The 19991-nt window shown below is 64.0% G+C and carries 18 protein-coding genes; 6 read left to right on the top strand and 12 right to left on the bottom strand.

The genetic code is table 11. From position 1 onward, the window contains the following. Window positions 1-45: 45 nt before the first annotated feature. The 3 genes from ABIB91_RS27795 to ABIB91_RS27785 all read left to right on the top strand — a co-directional run bounded on the left by ABIB91_RS27795 (window position 46) and on the right by ABIB91_RS27785 (window position 2894). Window positions 46-1731, top strand: a complete 1686-nt coding sequence (locus tag ABIB91_RS27795) for a long-chain fatty acid--CoA ligase (protein ID WP_219680612.1) — start codon at window positions 46-48, stop codon at window positions 1729-1731. A 15-nt stretch (window positions 1732-1746) separates the two neighbouring features. Continuing rightward, on the top strand, window positions 1747-2301 hold the full coding sequence (locus tag ABIB91_RS27790; RefSeq protein ID WP_354169247.1) for a DUF924 family protein: 555 nt from the start codon (window positions 1747-1749) through the stop codon (window positions 2299-2301). Between the two features lie 107 nt (window positions 2302-2408). Further along, window positions 2409-2894: a peroxiredoxin gene (locus tag ABIB91_RS27785; RefSeq protein ID WP_007597501.1), complete on the top strand. Its 486-nt coding sequence runs from the start codon at window positions 2409-2411 to the stop codon at window positions 2892-2894. Window positions 2895-3084: 190 nt separating this feature from the next. Here the strand turns inward: ABIB91_RS27785 and rnhA are convergent, their stop codons facing one another. From rnhA to ispH, 3 genes are read right to left on the bottom strand one after another with little or no spacing between them, the layout of a single operon-like run. Further along, entirely contained in the window at window positions 3085-3549 is a 465-nt protein-coding gene (gene rnhA / locus ABIB91_RS27780; RefSeq protein ID WP_007597503.1) for a ribonuclease HI, read from the bottom strand. Beyond that, window positions 3546-4529 (bottom strand): homoserine kinase, encoded by a 984-nt coding sequence (locus ABIB91_RS27775; protein WP_007597504.1) that lies wholly within the window; start codon window positions 4527-4529, stop codon window positions 3546-3548. Before ABIB91_RS27775 ends, rnhA begins: the two co-directional genes overlap by 4 nt. A gap of 6 nt (window positions 4530-4535) precedes the next feature. Then, complete coding sequence (gene ispH / locus ABIB91_RS27770; protein ID WP_007597506.1) at window positions 4536-5504, bottom strand: 4-hydroxy-3-methylbut-2-enyl diphosphate reductase; 969 nt, start codon at window positions 5502-5504, stop codon at window positions 4536-4538. A 253-nt stretch (window positions 5505-5757) separates the two neighbouring features. Here ispH and ABIB91_RS27765 point away from each other — a divergent pair, with 253 nt between their 5' ends. Continuing rightward, the gene (locus tag ABIB91_RS27765; RefSeq protein ID WP_007597507.1) at window positions 5758-6453 is read left to right on the top strand and encodes a DUF1013 domain-containing protein; all 696 of its coding nucleotides are present in this window, start codon (window positions 5758-5760) and stop codon (window positions 6451-6453) included. A 270-nt stretch (window positions 6454-6723) separates the two neighbouring features. Here the strand turns inward: ABIB91_RS27765 and ABIB91_RS27760 are convergent, their stop codons facing one another. The 5 genes from ABIB91_RS27760 to ABIB91_RS27740 all read right to left on the bottom strand — a co-directional run bounded on the left by ABIB91_RS27760 (window position 6724) and on the right by ABIB91_RS27740 (window position 12420). Beyond that, window positions 6724-7470: an OmpW/AlkL family protein gene (locus ABIB91_RS27760; protein ID WP_354169250.1), complete on the bottom strand. Its 747-nt coding sequence runs from the start codon at window positions 7468-7470 to the stop codon at window positions 6724-6726. 163 nt (window positions 7471-7633) lie between these two features. Beyond that, window positions 7634-7894, bottom strand: coding sequence for a hypothetical protein (locus tag ABIB91_RS27755; protein WP_007597509.1), 261 nt, complete (start codon window positions 7892-7894; stop codon window positions 7634-7636). Window positions 7895-8063: 169 nt separating this feature from the next. Then, a complete protein-coding gene (locus tag ABIB91_RS27750) occupies window positions 8064-9998 on the bottom strand; it encodes a propionyl-CoA synthetase (protein ID WP_007597510.1) in 1935 nt (644 codons plus the stop codon). A 145-nt stretch (window positions 9999-10143) separates the two neighbouring features. Continuing rightward, on the bottom strand, window positions 10144-11529 hold the full coding sequence (locus ABIB91_RS27745; protein ID WP_354169253.1) for a tetratricopeptide repeat protein: 1386 nt from the start codon (window positions 11527-11529) through the stop codon (window positions 10144-10146). Window positions 11530-11661: 132 nt separating this feature from the next. Next, the gene (locus tag ABIB91_RS27740; protein ID WP_007597512.1) at window positions 11662-12420 is read right to left on the bottom strand and encodes a tetratricopeptide repeat protein; all 759 of its coding nucleotides are present in this window, start codon (window positions 12418-12420) and stop codon (window positions 11662-11664) included. Between the two features lie 95 nt (window positions 12421-12515). Between ABIB91_RS27740 and ABIB91_RS27735 the strand changes: the two genes are divergently transcribed. Both ABIB91_RS27735 and ABIB91_RS27730 read left to right on the top strand, forming a co-directional pair. Further along, window positions 12516-14093, top strand: coding sequence for a cation:proton antiporter (locus ABIB91_RS27735; protein WP_354169255.1), 1578 nt, complete (start codon window positions 12516-12518; stop codon window positions 14091-14093). A gap of 214 nt (window positions 14094-14307) precedes the next feature. After that, window positions 14308-15078 carry a hypothetical protein gene (locus tag ABIB91_RS27730; protein WP_354169257.1) on the top strand — a complete coding sequence of 257 codons (771 nt, stop codon included), beginning with the start codon at window positions 14308-14310 and terminating at the stop codon, window positions 15076-15078. Window positions 15079-15211: 133 nt separating this feature from the next. Here ABIB91_RS27730 and ABIB91_RS27725 read toward each other — a convergent pair whose 3' ends face one another. From ABIB91_RS27725 to ABIB91_RS27710, 4 genes are all read right to left on the bottom strand, one after another. Beyond that, window positions 15212-16018, bottom strand: a complete 807-nt coding sequence (locus tag ABIB91_RS27725; protein WP_354169259.1) for an SDR family NAD(P)-dependent oxidoreductase — start codon at window positions 16016-16018, stop codon at window positions 15212-15214. A 91-nt stretch (window positions 16019-16109) separates the two neighbouring features. Continuing rightward, on the bottom strand, window positions 16110-16523 hold the full coding sequence (locus ABIB91_RS27720) for a DUF1850 domain-containing protein (RefSeq protein ID WP_473366877.1): 414 nt from the start codon (window positions 16521-16523) through the stop codon (window positions 16110-16112). Then, entirely contained in the window at window positions 16484-18592 is a 2109-nt protein-coding gene (locus tag ABIB91_RS27715) for a TRAP transporter permease (protein ID WP_354169263.1), read from the bottom strand. Before ABIB91_RS27715 ends, ABIB91_RS27720 begins: the two co-directional genes overlap by 40 nt. A 160-nt stretch (window positions 18593-18752) precedes the next feature. After that, the gene (locus tag ABIB91_RS27710; RefSeq protein ID WP_007597521.1) at window positions 18753-19700 is read right to left on the bottom strand and encodes a TAXI family TRAP transporter solute-binding subunit; all 948 of its coding nucleotides are present in this window, start codon (window positions 19698-19700) and stop codon (window positions 18753-18755) included. Between the last annotated feature and the right edge of the window lie 291 nt (window positions 19701-19991).

Genomic DNA, 19991 nt, shown 5'->3' with positions numbered 1-19991 from the left:
GCAAGCCCGAGACACAACGGGCTCTGGTCAATGAGGGGAGTTTCCATGGAGCGCATCTGGCTTAAGCAATATCCGCCCGGCGTCCCCGCCGATATCGAGCCGACGCAATATTCATCGCTGGTCGACCTCCTGGAGGAGAGCTTCGCCAAGTTCGCCGACCGCAAGGCGTTCATCTGCATGGACAAGTCGATCAGCTATCGCGACCTCGACCAGATGTCGCTGGCGATGGCGTCCTACCTGCAAGGGCGAGGCCTGCAACGCGGTGCCCGCGTCGCGATCATGATGCCGAACGTGCTGCAATATCCCGTCGCGACCGCAGCCGTGCTGCGCGCCGGTTTCGCGGTAGTCAATGTCAATCCGCTCTACACGCCGCGCGAGCTCGAGCACCAGCTCAAGGATTCCGGCGCCGAAGCCATCATCGTGCTGGAGAATTTCGCCCACACCGTCGAGCAGGTGATCGCGAAGACGCAAGTCAAGCACGTCATCGTCGGCAGCATGGGCGACCTGCTCGGCTTCAAGGGCGTGATCGTCAATCTGGTCGTCCGCCGCGTCAAGAAGATGGTGCCGGCCTGGTCGCTGCCAGGCGCGGTGTCCTTCAACGACGCGATCTCCGCCGGCCGCTCTCTGGCATTCAACAAGCCGAAGCTGTCGCCCGGCGACGTCGCCTTCCTGCAATATACCGGCGGCACCACCGGCGTGTCCAAGGGTGCCACCTTGCTTCATCGTAACATCGTCGCCAACGTCCTGCAGAACGACGCCTGGCTGCAGCCGGCGATGGCCGCGCCGCCGCATGTCGATCAACTCATGGTCGTCTGCGCGCTGCCGCTCTATCACATCTTCGCGCTGACGGCCTGCTACCTGCTCGCGGTGCGCGCCGGCGGCTGCAATCTCCTGATCCCCAACCCGCGGGACATCCCGGGCTTCATCAAGGAATTGGCGAAGTACCAGGTCAACAACTTCCCGGCCGTGAACACGCTCTACAACGGCCTGATGCATCATCCCGACTTCAAGAAGCTCGATTTCTCCAAGCTGAAGATCTCGAATGGTGGCGGCATGGCGGTGCAGCGCCCCGTCGCCGAGCAGTGGAAGGCGATCACGGGCTGCTCCATCGCCGAAGGCTACGGCCTGTCGGAGACGTCTCCGACGCTGACCTGCAACACCACGACCGATCCCGAGTTCAACGGCACCATCGGCATCCCCGTGCCCTCGACCTGGATCTCGATCCGCGACGACGACGGCAACGAGATGCCGCTCGGCCAGCCCGGCGAGATCTGCGCCAAGGGTCCGCAGGTGATGTCGGGCTATTGGAACAGGCCGGAGGAGACCGCCAAGGTGATGACCGCAGACGGCTATTTCCGCACCGGCGACATCGGCATCATGGACGAGAAAGGTTACACCAAGATCGTCGACCGCAAGAAGGACATGATCCTGGTCTCCGGCTTCAACGTCTATCCGAACGAGATCGAGGAAGTGATCGCGAGCAACCCGGGGGTGCTCGAATGCGCCGTCATCGGCATTCCCGATTCCAAGTCGGGAGAGGCGGTGAAGGCGTTCGTGGTCAAGAAGGACCCGAACCTCACGGCGGAGGCCTTGGTCAAATTCTGCCAGGAGCAGTTGACGGGCTACAAGGTGCCCAAGCACATCGAATTCCGCACCGACCTGCCGAAGACCAATGTCGGCAAGATCCTGCGCCGGCAGCTGCGCGACGAGAAGAAGGCGGAGGCGGCGTAAGCGCCTCTTTCGTTCATGACCGACGACAGCATCATCAGTCCGGCCGGCATCCTCGCCTTCTGGCGCGAGGCCGGCCGCGATGCCTGGTACGAGCGCGACGACGCATTCGACGCGGAGGTCAGGCGCCGCTTTCTCGCGCTGTGGCAGAAGGCGGTCGCCGGCGAGCTCTCGTCGTGGGAGGAGACCGACGAGGGCGCACTCGCGCTCGTCATCGTGCTCGACCAGTTTCCGCGCAACATGTTCCGGGGCAAGGCGCAGGCCTTTGCCAGCGACGCGCTCGCGCGCGACGTCGCCCGCCGCGCCATTGCGCGGGGTGCAGATCAAAGGATCGATCCGGTCCTGCTCGAATTCCTCTATTTGCCCTTCATGCATTCCGAGCACCTGCCCGACCAATTGCACTGCGTCGCGCTGTTTCAAAACACCGAGAATGCCGAAAACCTGAAATACGCGCGTGAGCACGCCGACATCATCCGGCGGTTTGGCCGCTTCCCCCACCGCAACCGCCTGCTCGGCCGCGACACCACCCCGGACGAGCAGGCCTTCCTCGACGGCGGCGGGTTCGCCGGCTGATGACATAATGGTGAAGGGTCCCGCCCTCACCGCCTGCCCTACCGGCAACATTGTGCAGCGCCGCCGCACGGTCTAAAAAGCGGGACCGATTTTCAGGGAGACTGACGATGGCGATCCAGACTGGCGACAAGCTGCCCGAGGCGAAATTCCGCGTGATGACGGCCGAAGGCCCGCAGGTGAAGACCACCGACGACATCTTCAAGGGCAAGAAAGTGGCGCTGTTCGCGGTGCCCGGCGCCTATACCGGCACCTGCCACAAGATGCATCTGCCGAGCATCTTCCTCAACGCCTACGCCATGAAGGACAAGGGCGTCGACACCATCGCCATCGTCTCCGTCAACGACGCCTTCGTCATGAACGCGTGGAAGCGCGACACCGACCAGCGCGACGAGGCCATCTTCCTCGCCGACGGCAATGCCGACTTCGCCAAGGCGATCGGCATGGAGCTCGACGCCTCCGGCAACGGTCTCGGCATCCGCTCCAAGCGCTATTCGATGTTGGTCGAAGACGGCGTGGTCAAGAAGCTGAACCTCGAGGCGATGCCCGGCAAGGTCGAGGTGTCCGGCGGCGATACGCTGCTCGGGCAGCTGTAAGCGGCCACCGCTTTCAGCCACATAAGCGGCCACCGCTTTCAGCCACAAACGACACTGTCATGCCCCGCGAAAGCGGTGCATCCAGTATTCCAGAGACAGTTGTTGTTGAATCGAGAGGCCGCGGCGTACTGGATCGCCCGGTCAAGCCGGGCGATGACGGCGGAACATGAGGAAGGAGCGCGGATCCGCGCTACTCCGCCACCCGCGCCTGCAACCGCGCCTTCACGATGCCGTCCCGCGCGAGCTGATCGGCGCGTTCGTTCTCGGGATGCCCTGCGTGACCTTTGACCCAGTGCCAGCGCACGTCATGAGCCTTCAGCGCAGCATCGAGGCGCTGCCATAGCTCGACATTCTTCACCGGCTTCTTGTCGGCGGTGCGCCAGCCGTTGCGCTTCCAGCCGTGAATCCAGCCGGTGATGCCCTGACGGACATATTGGCTGTCGGTATAGAGATCGACCGTGCACGGCTTCTTCAGCGCTTCCAACGCGGAGATCGCCGCCATCAATTCCATCTGGTTGTTGGTGGTGTGGCGCTCACCACCGTTCAGTTCTTTTTCCTTGTCGCCGAACTTCAGGATCGCGCCCCAGCCGCCGGGCCCCGGATTTCCCGAGCAGGCGCCGTCGGTGTAGATCGTGACAATCGGAAGCTCGCTCACGCCACCAGCCCCGACGGCATCAGCCCGTAGTCGCGCACGCTGGAAACGCTCTGGTGGAAGCGCAGCTTGCGGACATATTCCAGCGGATCCTTCGGCCGAACCAGCGCGCCGGGCGGAACGTTGAGCCAGTCGACCAGCCGCGTCAGCAGGAACCGCATCGCGGCGCCGCGCGCGAGCAGCGGCAGCGCTGCCTCTTCCGCCTCGGACAGCTTTCGCACACGGCCATAGGCGTTGAGGAAGGCCCGCGCCTTGGTGACGTTGAAGGAATGATCCGGCTCGAAGCACCAGGCGTTGAGACAGATCGCGACGTCATAAGCCAGCATATCATTGCAGGCGAAAGTGAAGTCGATGATTCCGGAGAGCTTGTCGCCGAGGAAGAAGACGTTGTCGTTGAAGAGGTCGGCGTGGATCACGCCTTCAGGCAGCTGCGTCGGCCAGATCCCGCTCTCGAGGTAGTCGAGCTCGTGGCTCAGGAACGCGCGCAGGCCGGGCTGCACCTCGTCGGCCCGCTGTGACGCGGCATCGAACAGCGGCCGCCAGCCCGGGACCGACAGCGCGTTCGCACGCCTGATCGCGAAATTCGCGCTCGCCAGATGCATCCTGGCGAGCCCCTCGCCGACGCCGGCGCAATGGGCCGCGTTCGGCTTGCGCGGCCAGACGCCCTCGAGAAAGGTGATGATCGCGGCCGGCCGGCCCGACAGCTCGCGCAACGCCTCGCCGTCCGTTCCCTTCACCGGCAGCGGGCAGTTGACGCCGTGCTCGGCCAGATGCGTCATCAGCGCGAGGAAGAACGGCAGATCGTTCTTCGCCACGCGCTTCTCATAGAGCGTGAGGATGAACGATCCCTTGGTCGTATGCAGCAGGAAGTTGGAATTTTCGACGCCCTCGGCGATGCCCTTGTACGAGAGCAACTCGCCGAGATCGTATTGGTTGAGGAAGTCCGCAAGCTCGTCGGCGGCAACGTCGGTGTAGACCGCCATGAAGGTCTACTCGGCGGCGGCTTCGGGGCGCACCTGACGCGGCAGCGGGAAGAACTCGTTCTCTTCCGCGGCCGAGACCGTCTCCACATGCAGCGTGAAGCGCTCGGCGAACGCGTCCATGATCTCCTCGACGATCACTTCCGGTGCCGAGGCGCCAGCGGTGATGCCGAGGCTGGTGATGTTCTCGAACCGCTTCCAGTCGATTTCGGTGGCGCGCTGCGCCAGCACGGCGATCGGGCAACCCTCGCGTTCGGCGACTTCGCGCAGGCGCTGCGAGTTCGACGAGTTCGGCGCACCGACCACGATCAGGGCGTCAACCACCGGCGCCACCTTCTTCACCGCAAGCTGGCGGTTCGTGGTGGCGTAGCAGATGTCTTCCTTGTGCGGCCCGTTGATGTTCGGGAAGCGCTCCTTCAGAAGCGCCACGATCTCCGCGGTGTCGTCGATCGACAGCGTGGTCTGGGTCACGAAGGCGAGGTTGTTCGGGTCCTTCGGGGCGATGGTCTTGGCGTCCTCGGCGGTCTCGATCAGGGTCACGGCGCCGGTCGGGAGCTGGCCGAGCGTGCCCACCACCTCCGGATGATGGGAATGGCCGATCAGGAAGATCTCGCGGCCGCGCTTGAAATGGATCGCGGCCTCGCGGTGGACCTTGGTGACCAGGGGGCAGGTCGCATCCAGCGAGAACAAATTGCGGGACGTGGCGTCGGCCGGAACCGATTTCGGCACGCCATGGGCCGAGAACACCACCGGCGCGGTGGTGTTTTCCGGGATCTCGGCGAGTTCCTCGACGAAGATCGCGCCCTTCTTCTTCAACCCATCGACGACGTATTTGTTATGCACAATCTCATGGCGAACATAGACGGGGGCGCCGTATTTATCGAGCGCCCGTTCCACGGTGTCGATCGCCCGGACCACCCCGGCGCAGAAGCCACGGGGAGAACAAAGCACGATCTTGAGGTCTGGTTTGGCTGACATTGAGCGATCTCGGGACCGAATCACCTCGCCAAATGGGCGGGAAGCGGTCGATGAATGAATAGGGCTTGGGTACGGTCTTACAGGGACTTCAGAGGGAATTGGGCCCCCTTTCGGGCGCTGTCAAGGCACTATCTATAGCAGAACCATTGCGTGGCTACCCCCTCCGGGCTTATATAGCGCGAATTCCCAGTCATCGCTGATGACCACCGGTTTCGCCTCCAAAGGGGTGGGCGAAGCACAAAGGAGATTTGCCATGAGCAACGCACCTCTGATGCCCAAGGCGACCGCCGTCTGGCTGCTCGACAACACCGCGCTGACCTTCGATCAGGTCGCCGATTTCACCAAAATGCACCCCCTCGAGGTGCGCGCGATCGCCGATGGCGACGCCGCCCAAGGCATCAAGGGCATGGATCCCCTCTCCAACGGCCAGCTGACCCGCGAGGAGATCGAGAAGGGCGAGAACAACCCGGACTACCGGCTCCGACTCCAGGAGAGTAAGGTGGTGCTGCCGCCGCAACCCAAGCGCAAGGGCCCGCGCTACACCCCGGTCTCGCGCCGCCACGAACGCCCGAGCGCCATCCTCTGGCTGCTGCGCAACCATCCCGAGCTCAAGGACGCCCAGATCATGCGCCTGGTCGGCACGACCAAGAGCACGATCGCCAGTGTCCGCGATCGCACCCACTGGAACACGTCCCAGCTGACGCCGATTGATCCCGTCACTCTCGGCCTCTGCTCGCAGATCGAGCTCGATTTCGAGGTCGCGCGCGCGGCCAAGGAAAAGCCGATCGACGCGGCCTATGGCGGCGCCACCCTGCTGCCGGCTTCCGAAACCACCAAGAAGGACGAGTACGAACCCGCGGAGAGGTCCAGCGACGATCTCAACGTCGATGCCGTGTTCGCCAAGCTGAAGACACTCGGCGGCAAGAAGCAGGACCAGGAGGAGGAGTAATCCTTCCGCTCCTCATTCGTGAACGCAATAAAAACGCGGCAGGGAAACCTGCCGCGTTTTTATTTTGCATCTGCAAAACGACTGACAACGCATACCCTCCGGCGTCGTCCTGGCGAAAGCCAGGACCCATTACCCCAAGGAGGAATTTGGTGAAGACTCGTCGCTCGGTTCTCCTACCGCGCTCCAATCGATAGATTCCGCGGTATGGGTCCTGGCATTCGCCAGGACGACGTTAGGGCGACAGTGTGCCTCCCTAAGGCAACAACAACTTCAGAACTTATACGTCACACCACCGCCGACCAGCCACGGGTCGATATGCGCAGTGCCGGTAACCGGCAGACCACTGACCGTCGCCGAATAGTCCGGCCGCAACCAGAGCTTCTTGACGTCGACGTTGAGGCCCCAGTGCCGATCGAGCATGTAATCGAAGCCGAACTGCACCGCGCCACCGAAGGCGTTGCTGACATGCAGGCTCGTGGTGGTGGCGACGATCGCGGGCGGACCTGCGATGGCGGCCGGCGTATTGGCGGCGGAGTTGCTGAAGAACATTGTGTAGTTCACGCCGACACCGATATACGGCTTGAATGCGCCGAAATTGTCGAAGTGATATTGCAGGGTCAGCGTCGGCGGCAGCAGCGTAGTCTTGCCGATCGGCAGATTTGCGAGCGAGCCGGTGCCGCTGATCGAATGCCGGGTTACGCCCAGGATCAGCTCGGCCGCGATGTTCCTGGTGAAGAAATAGCTGATGTCGAGCTCAGGCACGACCTGGTCGCTGATCGAGAGGCCCGAATTCGGCGACGACAGTGACGGAACGCCGGCGACATTGACGGTCGAGCCGCCCGCATCCGGCAACACGCCTAGCACCCGCAAGCGTACCATCCAGGGATTGAAGGCTTCTACCGGCGGCGGCGCTTTTTTGTAGATCGGCAAATCGGCGGCCTGTGCCGAGGCAAAAGCCCCCGCCAGCGCCGCACCTAGCGCCGCGAGCCGCGCCACGTTTCTTATTATTCCGTCCATTGCATTCCCCTTCAGCCATTTGCGCGCTTCGTTGCGCGACATCAGCGTCAGAGCAGAAAGGCAGTGGTGAAGGATTTGATGCCGATCAAATCAGGACAAGTGCGATTGCGATTTGGCTGCGGCGTTGCAGATCTGTCGCGGCAGGATAATGCCACGGCTTACATCATGGCCGGTCCGGATGGTTCAGCATGTATTCGCCGAGGTCGCGCTGGCGGCGGTCGGCGCGGGTGGTCGCGGCGCTGCGCTGGACGTCGCGGTCCTTGCGGCAGGCCACGTATTCAGGCGAGCCGGCCGCATAGCCGCGGCTCTGGCAGACCGCGTCGTCATCATCGCCGCCCATCGCCACCGGCGTCTGGTAGCGCGCGGAGCAGGCGGAGAGAATGAGGCCCGCAAATGCAATCGCTAGAAACGGCTTCGAATTCATGGCAGGCCCTTCATCCTCATGGTGAGGAGCCCGCGCAGCGGGCGTCTCGAACCATGCAGGCCAAGCTGGAGCAGCGGGGCCTTTCATCCTTCGAGACGCGCGCCAGGCGCGCTCCTCAGGATGAGGATTGAGCGGAAAAATGCGGCCTATTCAAGCCCCATTGCAAACCTCACACCCGCCCCTTCAGCGCATCGCCGATCTCGTCGAGCACCTTGGGGTCCTCAATCGTCGCCGGCATGGTCCAGGCTTCACCATCTGCGATCTTCTTGATGGTGCCGCGCAAGATCTTTCCGGAGCGCGTCTTGGGCAGGCGCCCGACGGTGATGGCGAGCTTGAACGCGGCAACGGGACCGAGCTTGTCGCGCACCAGCGCGATGATCTCCTTCTCGATCTCGGCGGGAGCCCGCTTCACACCCGCCTTGAGCACCAGGAAGCCGCAGGGTACCTCACCTTTGATCGCGTCCTTGACGCCGAGCACGGCGCATTCGGCGACATCGGGATGCGAAGCCAGGATCTCCTCCATGCCGCCGGTGGAGAGCCGATGGCCGGCGACGTTGATGATGTCGTCGGTGCGGCCCATGACGAAGACATAGCCGTCCTCGTCCTTGTAGCCGGCATCCGATGTTTTGTAGTAGCCGGGGAATTCGGTGAGGTAGGCTTCCTTAAACCGTTCGTCCTGATTCCACAGTGTCGGCAGGCAGCCCGGCGGCATCGGAAGCTTGATGACGATCGAGCCCATGGTGTTCGGACCGACCGGCTTTGCCGCTTCGTCGACCACGTCGACCTGATAGCCCGGCATCGGCACCGTCGGCGATCCGTGCTTCACCGGCAGCTGGCCTAAGCCAACCGGATTGCCGGCGATGCACCAGCCGGTCTCGGTCTGCCACCAATGGTCGATGACAGGCACTTTCAACTGCTGCTCCGCCCATTCCACCGTCGGCGGATCGGCGCGCTCGCCGGCCAGGAACAGCGTGCGGAACGTCGAGAGGTCGTACTGCCGGATGAATTTTCCTTCCGGATCTTCTTTCCGGAGCGCGCGGAACGCGGTCGGCGCAGTGAAGAAGGCGACAGCTTTGTGCTCGCTGATCACGCGCCAGAACGCGCCGGCATCGGGCGTGCCGACCGGCTTCCCCTCATACATGATCGAGGTCGCGCCGTGCAGCAGCGGGCCGTAGACGATGTAACTGTGGCCGACCACCCAGCCGATGTCGGAGCCGCACCACCAGACCTCGCCCGGCTTGACGCCATAGAGGTTGAACATGGACCATTTCACTGCGACGAGATGGCCGCCATTGTCCCGCACGACGCCCTTGGGAATGCCGGTCGTGCCTGACGTATAGAGGATGTAGAGCGGATCGGTGGCGGCGACGGGCACGCAAGGCGCCTGCTTGCCGTCGTTCATCGCCTTGCGGCGCAGGCCCGCCCAGTCATAGTCACGGCCGGGCGTGAGGGCGCAGACGAGCTGCGGACGTTGCAGCACGATGCAGGCCTTCGGCTTTGCGCCCGCAAGCCTGATCGCCTCGTCGAGCAGCGGCTTGTACTGCACGATGCGGCCGGGCTCGATGCCGCAGCTCGCCGACAGGATCAACTTTGGCTGCGCATCGTCGATGCGGGTGGCGAGCTCTTTCGCGGCAAAGCCGCCGAACACCACGGAGTGCACCGCGCCAATGCGCGCGCAGGCGAGCATCGCAACGACGGCCTCCGGGACCATCGGCATATAGAGGACGACGCGATCGCCCTTGGCGACACCAAAGTCCTGCATGATGGCGGCGAGCGCCTGCACTTCGGCCAGCAGTTCGGCGTAGGTGAATCTGGTGACGCTATTTGCCAGCGGCGAATCATGGATTAGCGCGATCTGGTCGGCGCGGCCGCGTTCGACGTGGCGGTCGAGCGCGTTGTAGCAGGTGTTCACAATGCCACCGCTGAACCAGCGGCCGTAGACGCCCGGCGAGGGATCGAAGATCTTTTTTGGTGGCTCGATCCAGTCGATCTCCTTGGCCGCCTCGGCCCAAAAGCCCTCAGGGTCGGCCAGCGAGCGCGCATAAACCTCGTGATAGAGGCTCTTTCCGTCGATGTTTCCTTGGACGTTTCCTCGGACGTTCATTCCCGCGCTCCCGTTCCCTTTTATTCGCCTGGCCTTGACCTTGTGGCAGGACAAACGTCCCGCCATGACAGGGATCAAGTACCGGCCATGTTTGAGGGCTATTTTCCCGGGAATGGGCCGCGGTTCAAGCTGAAAAGAACAGTGCTCAGCTATCCATCGCGTTCAGCCGCTGCAGGCGATCCTGCATGACCTTCCTCAGATCATAGCCGGCGCGGCCGAAGCTCGTATTGCGGGTGGCGAGGAAGTCGCGCTGGGTGCGACGGAGGTCGCCGGCCGAGCGGGACCCGGCCGATTTCAGCACGCGCTCATAAGTCTCGGCGATCTGGCGATCGAGCACACCCAGCTGCGGATCGGCACAGATCACCTTCTCGACCTCGCGCTTCGCAGTGGCACAATCGAACGACGGGCCCTTGCCGGAATTCGCCGCGAGCGGCCGCAGCGGCTCGCCGCCGAATTTCACGATCTCCGCGATCATGGCGCGGCGGCCGGCGGCAGCGTTGTCGTTGCCGGGATCGAGCCGCAGCGCGGTCTCGTAGTCGGCCAGCGCCTTCTTGCGCTCGCCCATCTTCTTGTAGAGCACGGCGCGGTTATTGTAGGTCTGCGCGAAATTCGGCTCGAGTTTCAGCGCGGCCTCGTAATCGCTCAGCGCCGCGCCAAGCTCGCCCTTGAGGTGGTAGGAGTCGCCGCGGTTAGCGAAGAAGTTCGGGCGCGGTGCCAGCCGCAGCGCCTGATCGTAATCGGCAATCGCCTTGTCGTACTCGCCCATCGCGGCCAGGGACAGCCCGCGATTGTCGTAATATTCGGGCACCTTCGGATCGAGCCTGATCGCCTCGCCGTCGTCGGCAACCGACCTCTCGAGCTGGCCGAGCTTCTTGTAGGCGGCGCCACGATTGGTGTAGCTGCGCGGCCGATTCGGATCGAGCCGCAACGCCTCGCTGAGATCGCGGATCGCGTTCTCGTTGTCGCCGCCGAGATAATAGGTCACGCCGCGGTCTGACCAGGCCTGTGCATTGTCAGGCTTCAGCTTGATCGCCTGGTCGTAATCGGCAAGCGCGCGGTCGAGCCGGCGCTGGTTGGTGTAGACCACGCCGCGCAGCTCGTAAGATTCCGAATCCTGCGGATTGAGTTCGATGGCCTTGCTGAGGTCCGCCGCGGCGCGGTTGAGATCGCCGCCGGCCTCGCGGAGGAGATCGCCGCGCAGGCGCCAGGCTTTTGCGTTCTTGCCATCGAGCGCAATGGCGCGGTCGATGTCCCGCAGCGCCTGCGTGAGGCCGCCCGAGGTCCGCGCATTGGCGTCGGCGCGCACCAGCAACGCCGCGGCGCGATCGGAGGATGGAATTGAGGCCTGGTCAATGGTGGCGCTGCAGGCCGGGATCAGCTCAGCCGGAGCGGCTTTGCTCTCCATCACGCAATCGACGCCGGCCAAGGCAGGAGCGACGAGGACGACGCTCATTGCCGCGCTGAGCAGGAGCGAGCGAAACGAGATTTTTGCAAACGAGAGCATTTGCGCGGAAGGATGCGTGCCGCACATGGCATAGAGCTCCGGGACATCAGGCTTTCACCATTGTCGCGGCGGCCAAAGAATCGGTTCAAATCGAGGCGTGCCAGCGGCGCACCGATCCTTCCCTTTTTCGACCCGCTCTTACGGGCGAGATGAGCAGCCTCAATACCCGTCCACCCCGTTCAGCCGCTGCAGCCGCTCCTGCATCGCCTTCTTCAAATCGTACCCCGGCCGGCCGAACCCCGCGTTGCGGCGGGCGATGAAATCGTCCTGCTCGCGCTGAAGCGCCTTCGCTTCGCCTGCATTGCGGGCTTCACGCAACACGCGCGCGTTGGCGGCAAAGACCTCACGGTCGAGATCAGCGAGCTCGCGGTTGACGCAGATCGCCTTCTCGACGGGGCGGCGCGCACCCTTGCAAATGAAGCTGGGCTTGCCCGCGACCGCCATCTGCGCGCCGATCCGCTCGATCTCGCGCGCCATCGCCTTGTGATTGGCCTTGGCCTGCTCGTGGTTCGGATCGATCTTCAATGCCGCGCCGAAATCCTGCACCGCCTTGGGCTTGTCGCCCTTCCTCAGCCAGAGCTCGCCCCGCGCGTTGAAGATATCGGCGAGACCGGAATCGAGCTCCAGAGCGCGGCTGTCGTCGGCGATCGCGCGGTCGACTTGGTCGTGCCGCGCATAAAGCCCGCCGCGCGCGATCAGCGCCTTGATCAGATCGCCTTTCGCCGTCTTCTCGTTGTCGATCACGGCGGCGCAGGCCGTGGCGGCCTTGTCGATGTCGTCGGCCGCGGCAGCCGCGAGGCACGGCGCGATGTCGACCTGCGGGACCGCGGCCGGTTCGCCGCCGGTCGCGGCATGAGCCACGACGAACGAGAGCGCGAAGAGCACCCCGGCGCCGGACCATTGAATGAGAAAACGCATGCTCGTCACAGTCGGAAAATCTTGGGTTAAGGTCCGGGTTGAGGTCTTGCCTGGGGGCCGCACTATCCATCATACGGCCGGATTGGTGCTAGCTTGTGGCGCCGCTCAAATCGGTTTCGGGGATCAACGTGTCGACATTCGAATGGATCATCGTGCTTCTGCTCGGCGCCGTTGGATTATCGGCGCTGGCGCGGCGGATCAAGGTCCCCTATCCGACCTTTCTCGCGATCGGGGGCGCGCTGATCGCGTTTGTGCCGTCGAGCCCGTCCTGGACGCTGGAGCCCGACCTGGCGTTGGCTCTTTTTGTCGCACCGGTCCTGCTCGATGCCGCCTTCGACACCTCGCTGCGCGATCTCCGCAACAATTGGGTTCCGGTCTCCACTCTGGTCGTCGCCGCCGTCGGCCTGACCACGGCCGCTGTGGCCTACGTCGCCCACCGGCTGATGCCTGACATGCCCTGGGCCGCCGCGGTTGCGCTCGGCGCCATCGTGGCCCCGCCGGACGCGGCCGCTGCGGTCGCGATCCTGAGCCAGGTGAAGCTGCCTCACCGCATGGTCAAGGTCCTGGAAGGCGAGAGCCTGCTCAACGACGCGACCGCGCTCTTGATCTATCGCATCGCGGTCGGAGCGATCGCAACCGAGCATCTGGCATGGAGCCAGGTCGCGCCGACCATGGCGCTGGCCCTGGTCGGCAGCGTCGTCGCGGGCCTGGTCGCAGGCCGCATCATTCCGCTGTTCATGGAACGCGTGAAGGAGGCCCCCAGCTCGATCATAATCCAATTCGCCACGACCTTCATGGTCTGGATTGCCGCCGAGCATCTCGGTCTCTCTGGCATCCTCACCATAGTAGTCTACGGCATCACCATCGCCCGCACGGCTGGGACACGCATGCCGGCGCGGCTGCGAGTACCTTCCTATGCGGTGTGGGAAACCATGGTGTTCGTGCTCAACGTGCTCGCCTTCATGCTGATCGGCATGCAGATGCGGCCGATCTGGACGCGCCTCGATGCGGACGTGCGCTGGGAATATAGCGTGGCGGCCGCCTGGATCCTGCTCACCGTGGTCCTGGTGCGGCTGGCCTGGATCACGTTCTATCGCACGACGCTGCGCACGCTGGTGGCGCACGGCATCTATCACCCCAAGGATCCAAAGCAGGTCGCCTCGGCCAAGGGCGGCCTCATCATCTCCTGGTGCGGCATGCGCGGCCTGGTTACGCTCGCCACCGCCTTTGCCTTGCCGGAAAACTTCCCGCATCGTGACTTCATCGTCTTCTCGGCGTTTGCGGTCGTACTCGGCACGCTGGTCGTCCAGGGCCTGACATTGCGGCCGCTGATCCTGGCGTTCGGCCTCAAGGACGACGATCCCGTCGGCATCGAGGTCGCGCGCGCCCGGGCCGTCGCCTATCGCGCGGCGCTCGACGCGATCGAGGACGATCCGTCGGAGGAAGCGGAAATCCTGCGGCTCGAATATCGCGCCATCCTGATGCAGGCCGACGACGATCCCCATGGCGGCATCACCAACGGCGAATTGCCGGCCGATCCGCTGCGCCGCCGTGGCATCGCGGCCGCGCGAAAGTCGATCTTCGAACTCCGCGCCACCGAGGTGATCGGCGACGACGCGTTTCACAGAATCGAGGAGGAACTCGATCGCGCGGAATTGAGCGCGGGGGGTTAGATCCGCAAACACCGCTGTCGTCCCGGACAAGCGAAGCGCAGATCCGGGACCCATACGCCGCAGCAAGTGTTTTGCGAAGATTCGGAGTTACCAGCTTCGCACCAAACCGCGCCCTGTGATTATGGGTCCCGGGCTCGCGCTGTGCGCGCCTCGGGACGACGGTGCAGGGACGGTTTGCTTTGAACCAAACGCCGCCTCTCCAGACTCATCCCTCATGACGACCCTGATCGACGACCGTCGTGTGCGCGCGCGAGATGCGTCGCCCGCACGATATTTCTATCTCCACATGGCGCTGGCCTGCGCGGCCACCGCCTTTCTCGGCTTCGCACCGACCTATTTTGTGCCGCTCGCGCAACGGACCTTGTCCGCAAGCCCCGTCATTCATTTCCATGGTCTCTTGTTCTTCACCTGGTCTCTCTATTTCGTGATCCAGACCTGGCTCGCCGCCTCAGGCCGCGTGGTCAATCACCGTGCGCTCGGCATCGCCGGCGTTTCGCTCGCGACCGCGATGACGACCTTCGGCTTCCTCGCCTCCGTCCATGTGATGCAGCATTCCGCGGCGCTCGGACAGAAAGAGGCCGGCATCGCCTTCTCGATCGTACCGATGAGCGGGATTGCGTTCTTTGCAATGGTGTTCGTGCTCGCGATCATGAACACGCGAAAGCCGGAGATTCACAAACGCCTGATGCTGCTCGCCGCGATCTCCATCCTCGATGCCGCGATCGCGCGCTGGTTTCTCACTTTCCTCGCGCCTCCGGGACCGCCCGGGCCGCCGCCGGTGCCCGTCACCATCGCACCCGCGATGGTCGCTTCGCTGCTGCTCGTCGTCGCCATGGTACGCGACTGGCGCACCGAAGGCCGCGTGCACCCGGTCTACATCACCGGCACGCTCGCGATGCTGGCGGTGAAGGTACTGAACTGGCCGATCAGCGAAACGGCGGCATGGCATTCATTCGCCGGCGGGATTCTGGCACTGGCGCAGTAATGTCGTCCTGGCGAAAGCCAGGACCCATTACCCCGAATGCGAATTGTTGAAGAAAGCTGGAGTCGGCAGTCTTCGCCCAAACCGAGCCTTGTGGTAATGGGCCCTGGCTTTCGCCAGGGCGACGAGCAAGGAGCTACGCCCCCGCCTTGCACGTGATGCCGCCGTCCACCACGAGCTCGATCCCCGTCACATATTTCGCTTCGTCCGAGGCCAGGAACAGCGCGGCGTTGGCGACGTCGAAGGCGTCGCCCATGTGGCCCATCGGCACTTGCGCATCGCGCGCGCGCCACATCGCCTCGACGTCGCCCTTGGCATAGCTGTTCGCAAGACCTGCGGAATGTTCCACCATCGGCGTCTTCATCAGGCCGGGCAGGATCGCGTTGACGCGGACATGGTGGCGCGCAAACTCGATCGCGGTGGTGCGCGTCATCTGGTTCATCGCCGCTTTTGAAGTGCCGTAAGTGACGTAGGAGATACCCATGTGGCGGATCGAGGCGATCGAGGAGATGTTGATGATGGAGCCGCCGCCCTGTTTCACCATGACCGGGATGACGTGCTTCATGGCGAAATAGGCACTCTTGAGGTTGACGCTGAAGACCCGGTCCCAGCTCTCCTCGGTCACTTCGACCACGCTGCCCATCTCGGCGATGCCGACATTGTTGTCGAGCACGTCGATGCGGCCGTAGGCCTGCAGGCACGCTGCGACCATCGCCTCGACCTCGTGCGCACGCGAGACCTCGGCCGTGAACGCGATCGCCTGGCCGCCTTCGTCCGTGATGATCTTCACGGTCTCCTCGGCGGCCGCGCCGTTGCGATCGACGCAAAACACCTGCGCGCCCTCGCGCGCAAAGGTGACCGCGGTGGCCTTGCCGTTGCCCCAACCGGGTCCGATCGAGCCGGCGCCCACCACCATCGCAACCTTGCCCTTGAGCCGATCCATCGCGTGTCTCCCTTATTGTTGTTCTTGTAGCCCGGATGAGCGTAGCGATATCCGGGGCCGCCGCTCCCGGATGTCGCTTCGCTCATCCGGGCTACGGATCGTCGCAAATCTTCATCGTGGTGACGTTAGCACCAATGGGATGACCGACAATCTCGGACAACGTCCGGCACTTGCCGTCATGGCATAGCCGCCATTCGCCAGCCGCGCCCGAATTGCCGAGCACCACCTCCGGCATCGGCGCACGCGCAGGCCTCCACTGAAACCAGCCGTCGACGAGGCGCGCCTCGGGCGGCGGCTCCATGCCGGGGCCGGTGCCCTTCACGCGTGCCTGCGTCAGTTCGAGCCCGGCGGGGGTGACGCGCCAGTCTTCCTGCCAGTCGACCTTCGCGATGGAATGCGTCCACACCAGCGTGAACGCGGACAGCGCCAGCGCCTTCACGCCTGAGGCTGTGACGAAGCAGAGGCTCACACCGCCTCGACCGGCGCCGGCGGACGCCGCCGCCACTGCCACAGCACGATTGCCGCGGCGAGCAGGAAGCCGGCGGTGTCGCTGAAGGGGAAATCGCCGAGCAGGCAGATCGCGGCACCGAGCGCGACCAAACGTTCAAGGAACGTCAGGCGCGTGAACAGGAAGCCGATGGCGACCATGCCGAACAGGGCGATCGCCACCAGGGCCTTCAAGGTCGCCAACGCCACCGCGCCGTAGAAGCCGAGCTTGGCTGCCATGGGATCGCCGGCCTGCAGCATCAGCGCCGGCGAATAGACGAAGATGAAGGGGATGACGTAGCCGGCCAGCGCGATACGCATCGCCTCCCAGCCGATCTTGTCAGGATTCTCCTTCGCGATCGGTGCCGCGGCTAACGCAGCCAGCGCCACCGGCGGCGAGAGGTCGGCCATGATGCCGTAATAGAACGCGAACATGTGGCTCGCGATCAGCGGTACGCCGAGTTTCGCCAGCGCGGGCGCCGCGAGCGCCGCCGTGATGATGTAGGTCGGGATGGTCGGGATCCCGGTGCCGAGCAGGATCGACAGCAGCATGGTCATGATCAGCGCCAGGAACAGGCTCTTCTCGCCGAGGCCGATCACCCAACCGCCGAAGATGGTGCCGACGCCGGTCTGCGACATCATGCCGATGATGACGCCGACAATGGCGCAAGCCATGCCGACGGTGATGGCGGATTTCGCGCTTTCAGCCAGCGCATCGCGGCAGGCGCGCAGGGCGGAAAATCCGCCGCGCACGAACGCAGTGATCACGATCAACGCGACGACGACGCCTGCGACCGGCACGATCTGAAGGCCGTCGCGCGAGAGCGCCGCGACCACGAGCGCAAGCCCGATCCAGAAGATATAGCGGATAGCCATCGAAGGTGCGCCCGTCGTGATGGCGGTGCCGAGGATCAGCCCCACTGTGAGCGCGAGGCCCATGCTGCCGGCATAGAGTGGCGTAAAGCCTTCGAACAGCATGTAGACGAGCGCTGCGAGCGGCAGCACGAGGTACCAGCGCGTCACCAGCGCCTTCCAGGCGCTCGGGGTCTCCGACTTCTTCATCCCGGTGAGCCCGTGCTTGCCGGCCTCCAGATGCACCATCCAGAAGGCGGAGGCGAAATAGAGCATCGCGGGAATCGCCGCCGCTTTCACGATCTCCGAATATTGGACGCCGAGCGTCTCCGCCATGATGAAGGCAACCGCGCCCATCACCGGCGGCATGATCTGCCCGCCCATCGAGGCCGTCGCCTCGACGCCGGCCGCGAACGCGCGGCGATAGCCGAACCTGATCATCAGCGGAATCGTGAACTGGCCAACAGTGACGACGTTGGCGACGCCCGAGCCCGAGATCGTGCCCATCATGCCCGAGGCGAACACCGCGACCTTGGCCGGGCCGCCGCGGGTCCTGCCGAACAACCCAAGAGAAACGTCGGTGAAGAGCTGGATCATGCCGGCGCGCTCCAGGAACGAGCCGAACAGGATGAACAGGAAAATGTAGGTCGCCGAGACGTAGATCGGCACGCCGTAAAAGCCCTCGGTGCCGAAGGAGAGATGAGTGACGATCTGGTCGAAATCATAGCCGCGATGGTTCAGCGGTGACGGCAGATACTGGCCGAAGAACCAGTAGACGAGACAGGCGCCGCACATCAGCGGGAGCGCCGCGCCCATCAGCCGCCGCGTGCCCTCGAAGATCAGGACGGCGAGCAGCGTGCCGACCACAAGATCGAGGCGCGTCGGATCGCCGTCACGTGCGATCAGATCCGCATAGAAGATCCATTGATAGAGCCCGCACAGAAAGCCCGCGCTGCCGATCAGCCAGCCGATCGCGCGGCCGAAATCGCTTTTGGCGGTGAAATTGCCGATCAGACCGAAGGTGAGGAGGATGAGGAATCCGACATGGACGCCGCGCACCACCTGGCTCGGCAGATAGTTGAAGGCCGCGACATAAAGCTGGAAGGTCGCGAAGGCGATGCCGATCCAGTACGCGAGCGTGCCCCACCAGCCCGGGCCAAAGCCTTCCGGAAAACCGTGTTCGAAATTGTCGAACTCGACCTTGATGGGCGCTTCGCTGCCCTCTGCCTGCAACATCGATATGTCCCCAACCGTCCAGCGCTTATAGCATTGGCGACGCGTATTCAGACCGTCATGCCCGGGCTTGTCCCGGGCATCCACGATCTTTCTCGCCTGGCCTTAGAACGTGGATGGCCGGGACAAGCCCGGCCATGACGTCCGATAGTGACGGCCGACCTTACTTGATCAGCCCCTTTTCCTTGTAATAGCGGATCGCGCCGGGGTGCAGCGGAACCGGGCTGCCGCTGGCGGCCGTCTCGAGCTTGATCTCCTTGCCGGCCGCATGCGCGTTGGCGAGCTCGGGCAGCGACTCGTAGACCAGTTTTGTCATCTGGTAGGCAAGATCGTCCGACACGGCCGAGCTGGTGACGAGATAGTTGACCACGGCCGCGGTCGGCACGTCCTTGTCCTGCCCGGTGTAGGTGTTGGCGGGAATGGTCGCCGCGATGAAGGGCAGGCCGATCTTGTCGACGGTCTCCTTCGGTACCGACACCACCGTGATCGGGCTCGAGGTCGACAGATCCTTCAACGAGGCCACGCCGAGCCCGGCCGATTGCAGGGTCGCGCCGAGCTGTCGGTTCTTCATGAGATCGACGGATTCGGCAAACGGCAGATACTCGACCTTGCCGAGATCCTTGTAGCTCATACCCGCCGCTGCCAGGATCGCGCGCGAATTCAGCTCCGTGCCCGATTTCGGCGCACCGACCGACAGGCTCTTGCCTTTGAGGTCCGCCAGCGTCTTGATGCCGCTCTCGGCGGTCGCGACGATCTGGATGTAGTTCGGATAGATCGCGCCGATGGTCCTGAGCTTGTCGAGCTTGGACTTGAAGCCCGCCTCCTCCTCGCCGTCCCAGGCCGCTTTCAGCGAGTCGCCCAGCGTGAACGCCAGCTCGCCGCGGCCCTGCTGGAGCAGGATCAGATTCTCGACTGACGCCTTGGTGGCCTGCACCTGCGTCTTCACGTTCGGAATCTTGTCACCGTAGATCTTTCCGATCGCGACCCCGAGCGGATAGTAGACGCCGGAGGTGCCGCCGGTCAGCACGTTGATGAAGGATTGCGCCTGCGCGCAAGGCGCCGACGCCGCCAGAGCAACAGCCGCGGCCACGCCGAAAATCGTTCGTTTCATGATCTTTCTACTCCCCAAACCGGCCGGGAAGTTGGCCGGATGAGGGGGGCGGGTCAACCCATCCAAAAGTCAAAACAGGACTGCGGTAAATGGCTGTCCTGGCTCGATTTTTGGGGAACCCGGCGGGTGCGGCGAGGTGGCGCAGCCAGGCACGCTCGAGCGAGAATCAATCACTCACGCGGCAGGTTCGGTGCAACCTCTCCCGCTTGCGAGGGCTTTGCTTAATTGGCCGAGCGGGAGTGAGGCTCGATATGGGGTATTTTTTTGTGCGGCCTCGGATGGCGCGCGAAC

This window comes from Bradyrhizobium sp. JR4.3 (assembly GCF_040547695.1).
GTDB lineage: Bacteria > Pseudomonadota > Alphaproteobacteria > Rhizobiales > Xanthobacteraceae > Bradyrhizobium > Bradyrhizobium canariense.
The sequence above is the reverse complement of the archived record's forward strand: the minus strand, read 5'-3'. Positions and strand labels throughout refer to the sequence as shown.

Excerpts from the sequence above, each read along its gene's own strand:
- ABIB91_RS27795 (WP_219680612.1), top strand. The coding sequence starts at position 46 with ATGGAGCGCATCTGGCTTAAGCAATATCCGCCCGGCGTCCCCGCCGAT.
- ABIB91_RS27790 (WP_354169247.1), top strand. The coding sequence starts at position 1,747 with ATGACCGACGACAGCATCATCAGTCCGGCCGGCATCCTCGCCTTCTGG.
- ABIB91_RS27785 (WP_007597501.1), top strand. The coding sequence starts at position 2,409 with ATGGCGATCCAGACTGGCGACAAGCTGCCCGAGGCGAAATTCCGCGTG.
- ABIB91_RS27775 (WP_007597504.1), bottom strand. The coding sequence starts at position 4,529 with ATGGCGGTCTACACCGACGTTGCCGCCGACGAGCTTGCGGACTTCCTC.
- ispH (WP_007597506.1), bottom strand. The coding sequence starts at position 5,504 with ATGTCAGCCAAACCAGACCTCAAGATCGTGCTTTGTTCTCCCCGTGGC.
- ABIB91_RS27765 (WP_007597507.1), top strand. The coding sequence starts at position 5,758 with ATGAGCAACGCACCTCTGATGCCCAAGGCGACCGCCGTCTGGCTGCTC.
- ABIB91_RS27760 (WP_354169250.1), bottom strand. The coding sequence starts at position 7,470 with ATGGACGGAATAATAAGAAACGTGGCGCGGCTCGCGGCGCTAGGTGCG.
- ABIB91_RS27755 (WP_007597509.1), bottom strand. The coding sequence starts at position 7,894 with ATGAATTCGAAGCCGTTTCTAGCGATTGCATTTGCGGGCCTCATTCTC.
- ABIB91_RS27750 (WP_007597510.1), bottom strand. The coding sequence starts at position 9,998 with ATGAACGTCCGAGGAAACGTCCAAGGAAACATCGACGGAAAGAGCCTC.
- ABIB91_RS27745 (WP_354169253.1), bottom strand. The coding sequence starts at position 11,529 with ATGTGCGGCACGCATCCTTCCGCGCAAATGCTCTCGTTTGCAAAAATC.
- ABIB91_RS27740 (WP_007597512.1), bottom strand. The coding sequence starts at position 12,420 with ATGCGTTTTCTCATTCAATGGTCCGGCGCCGGGGTGCTCTTCGCGCTC.
- ABIB91_RS27730 (WP_354169257.1), top strand. The coding sequence starts at position 14,308 with ATGACGACCCTGATCGACGACCGTCGTGTGCGCGCGCGAGATGCGTCG.
- ABIB91_RS27725 (WP_354169259.1), bottom strand. The coding sequence starts at position 16,018 with ATGGATCGGCTCAAGGGCAAGGTTGCGATGGTGGTGGGCGCCGGCTCG.
- ABIB91_RS27715 (WP_354169263.1), bottom strand. The coding sequence starts at position 18,592 with ATGTTGCAGGCAGAGGGCAGCGAAGCGCCCATCAAGGTCGAGTTCGAC.
- ABIB91_RS27710 (WP_007597521.1), bottom strand. The coding sequence starts at position 19,700 with ATGAAACGAACGATTTTCGGCGTGGCCGCGGCTGTTGCTCTGGCGGCG.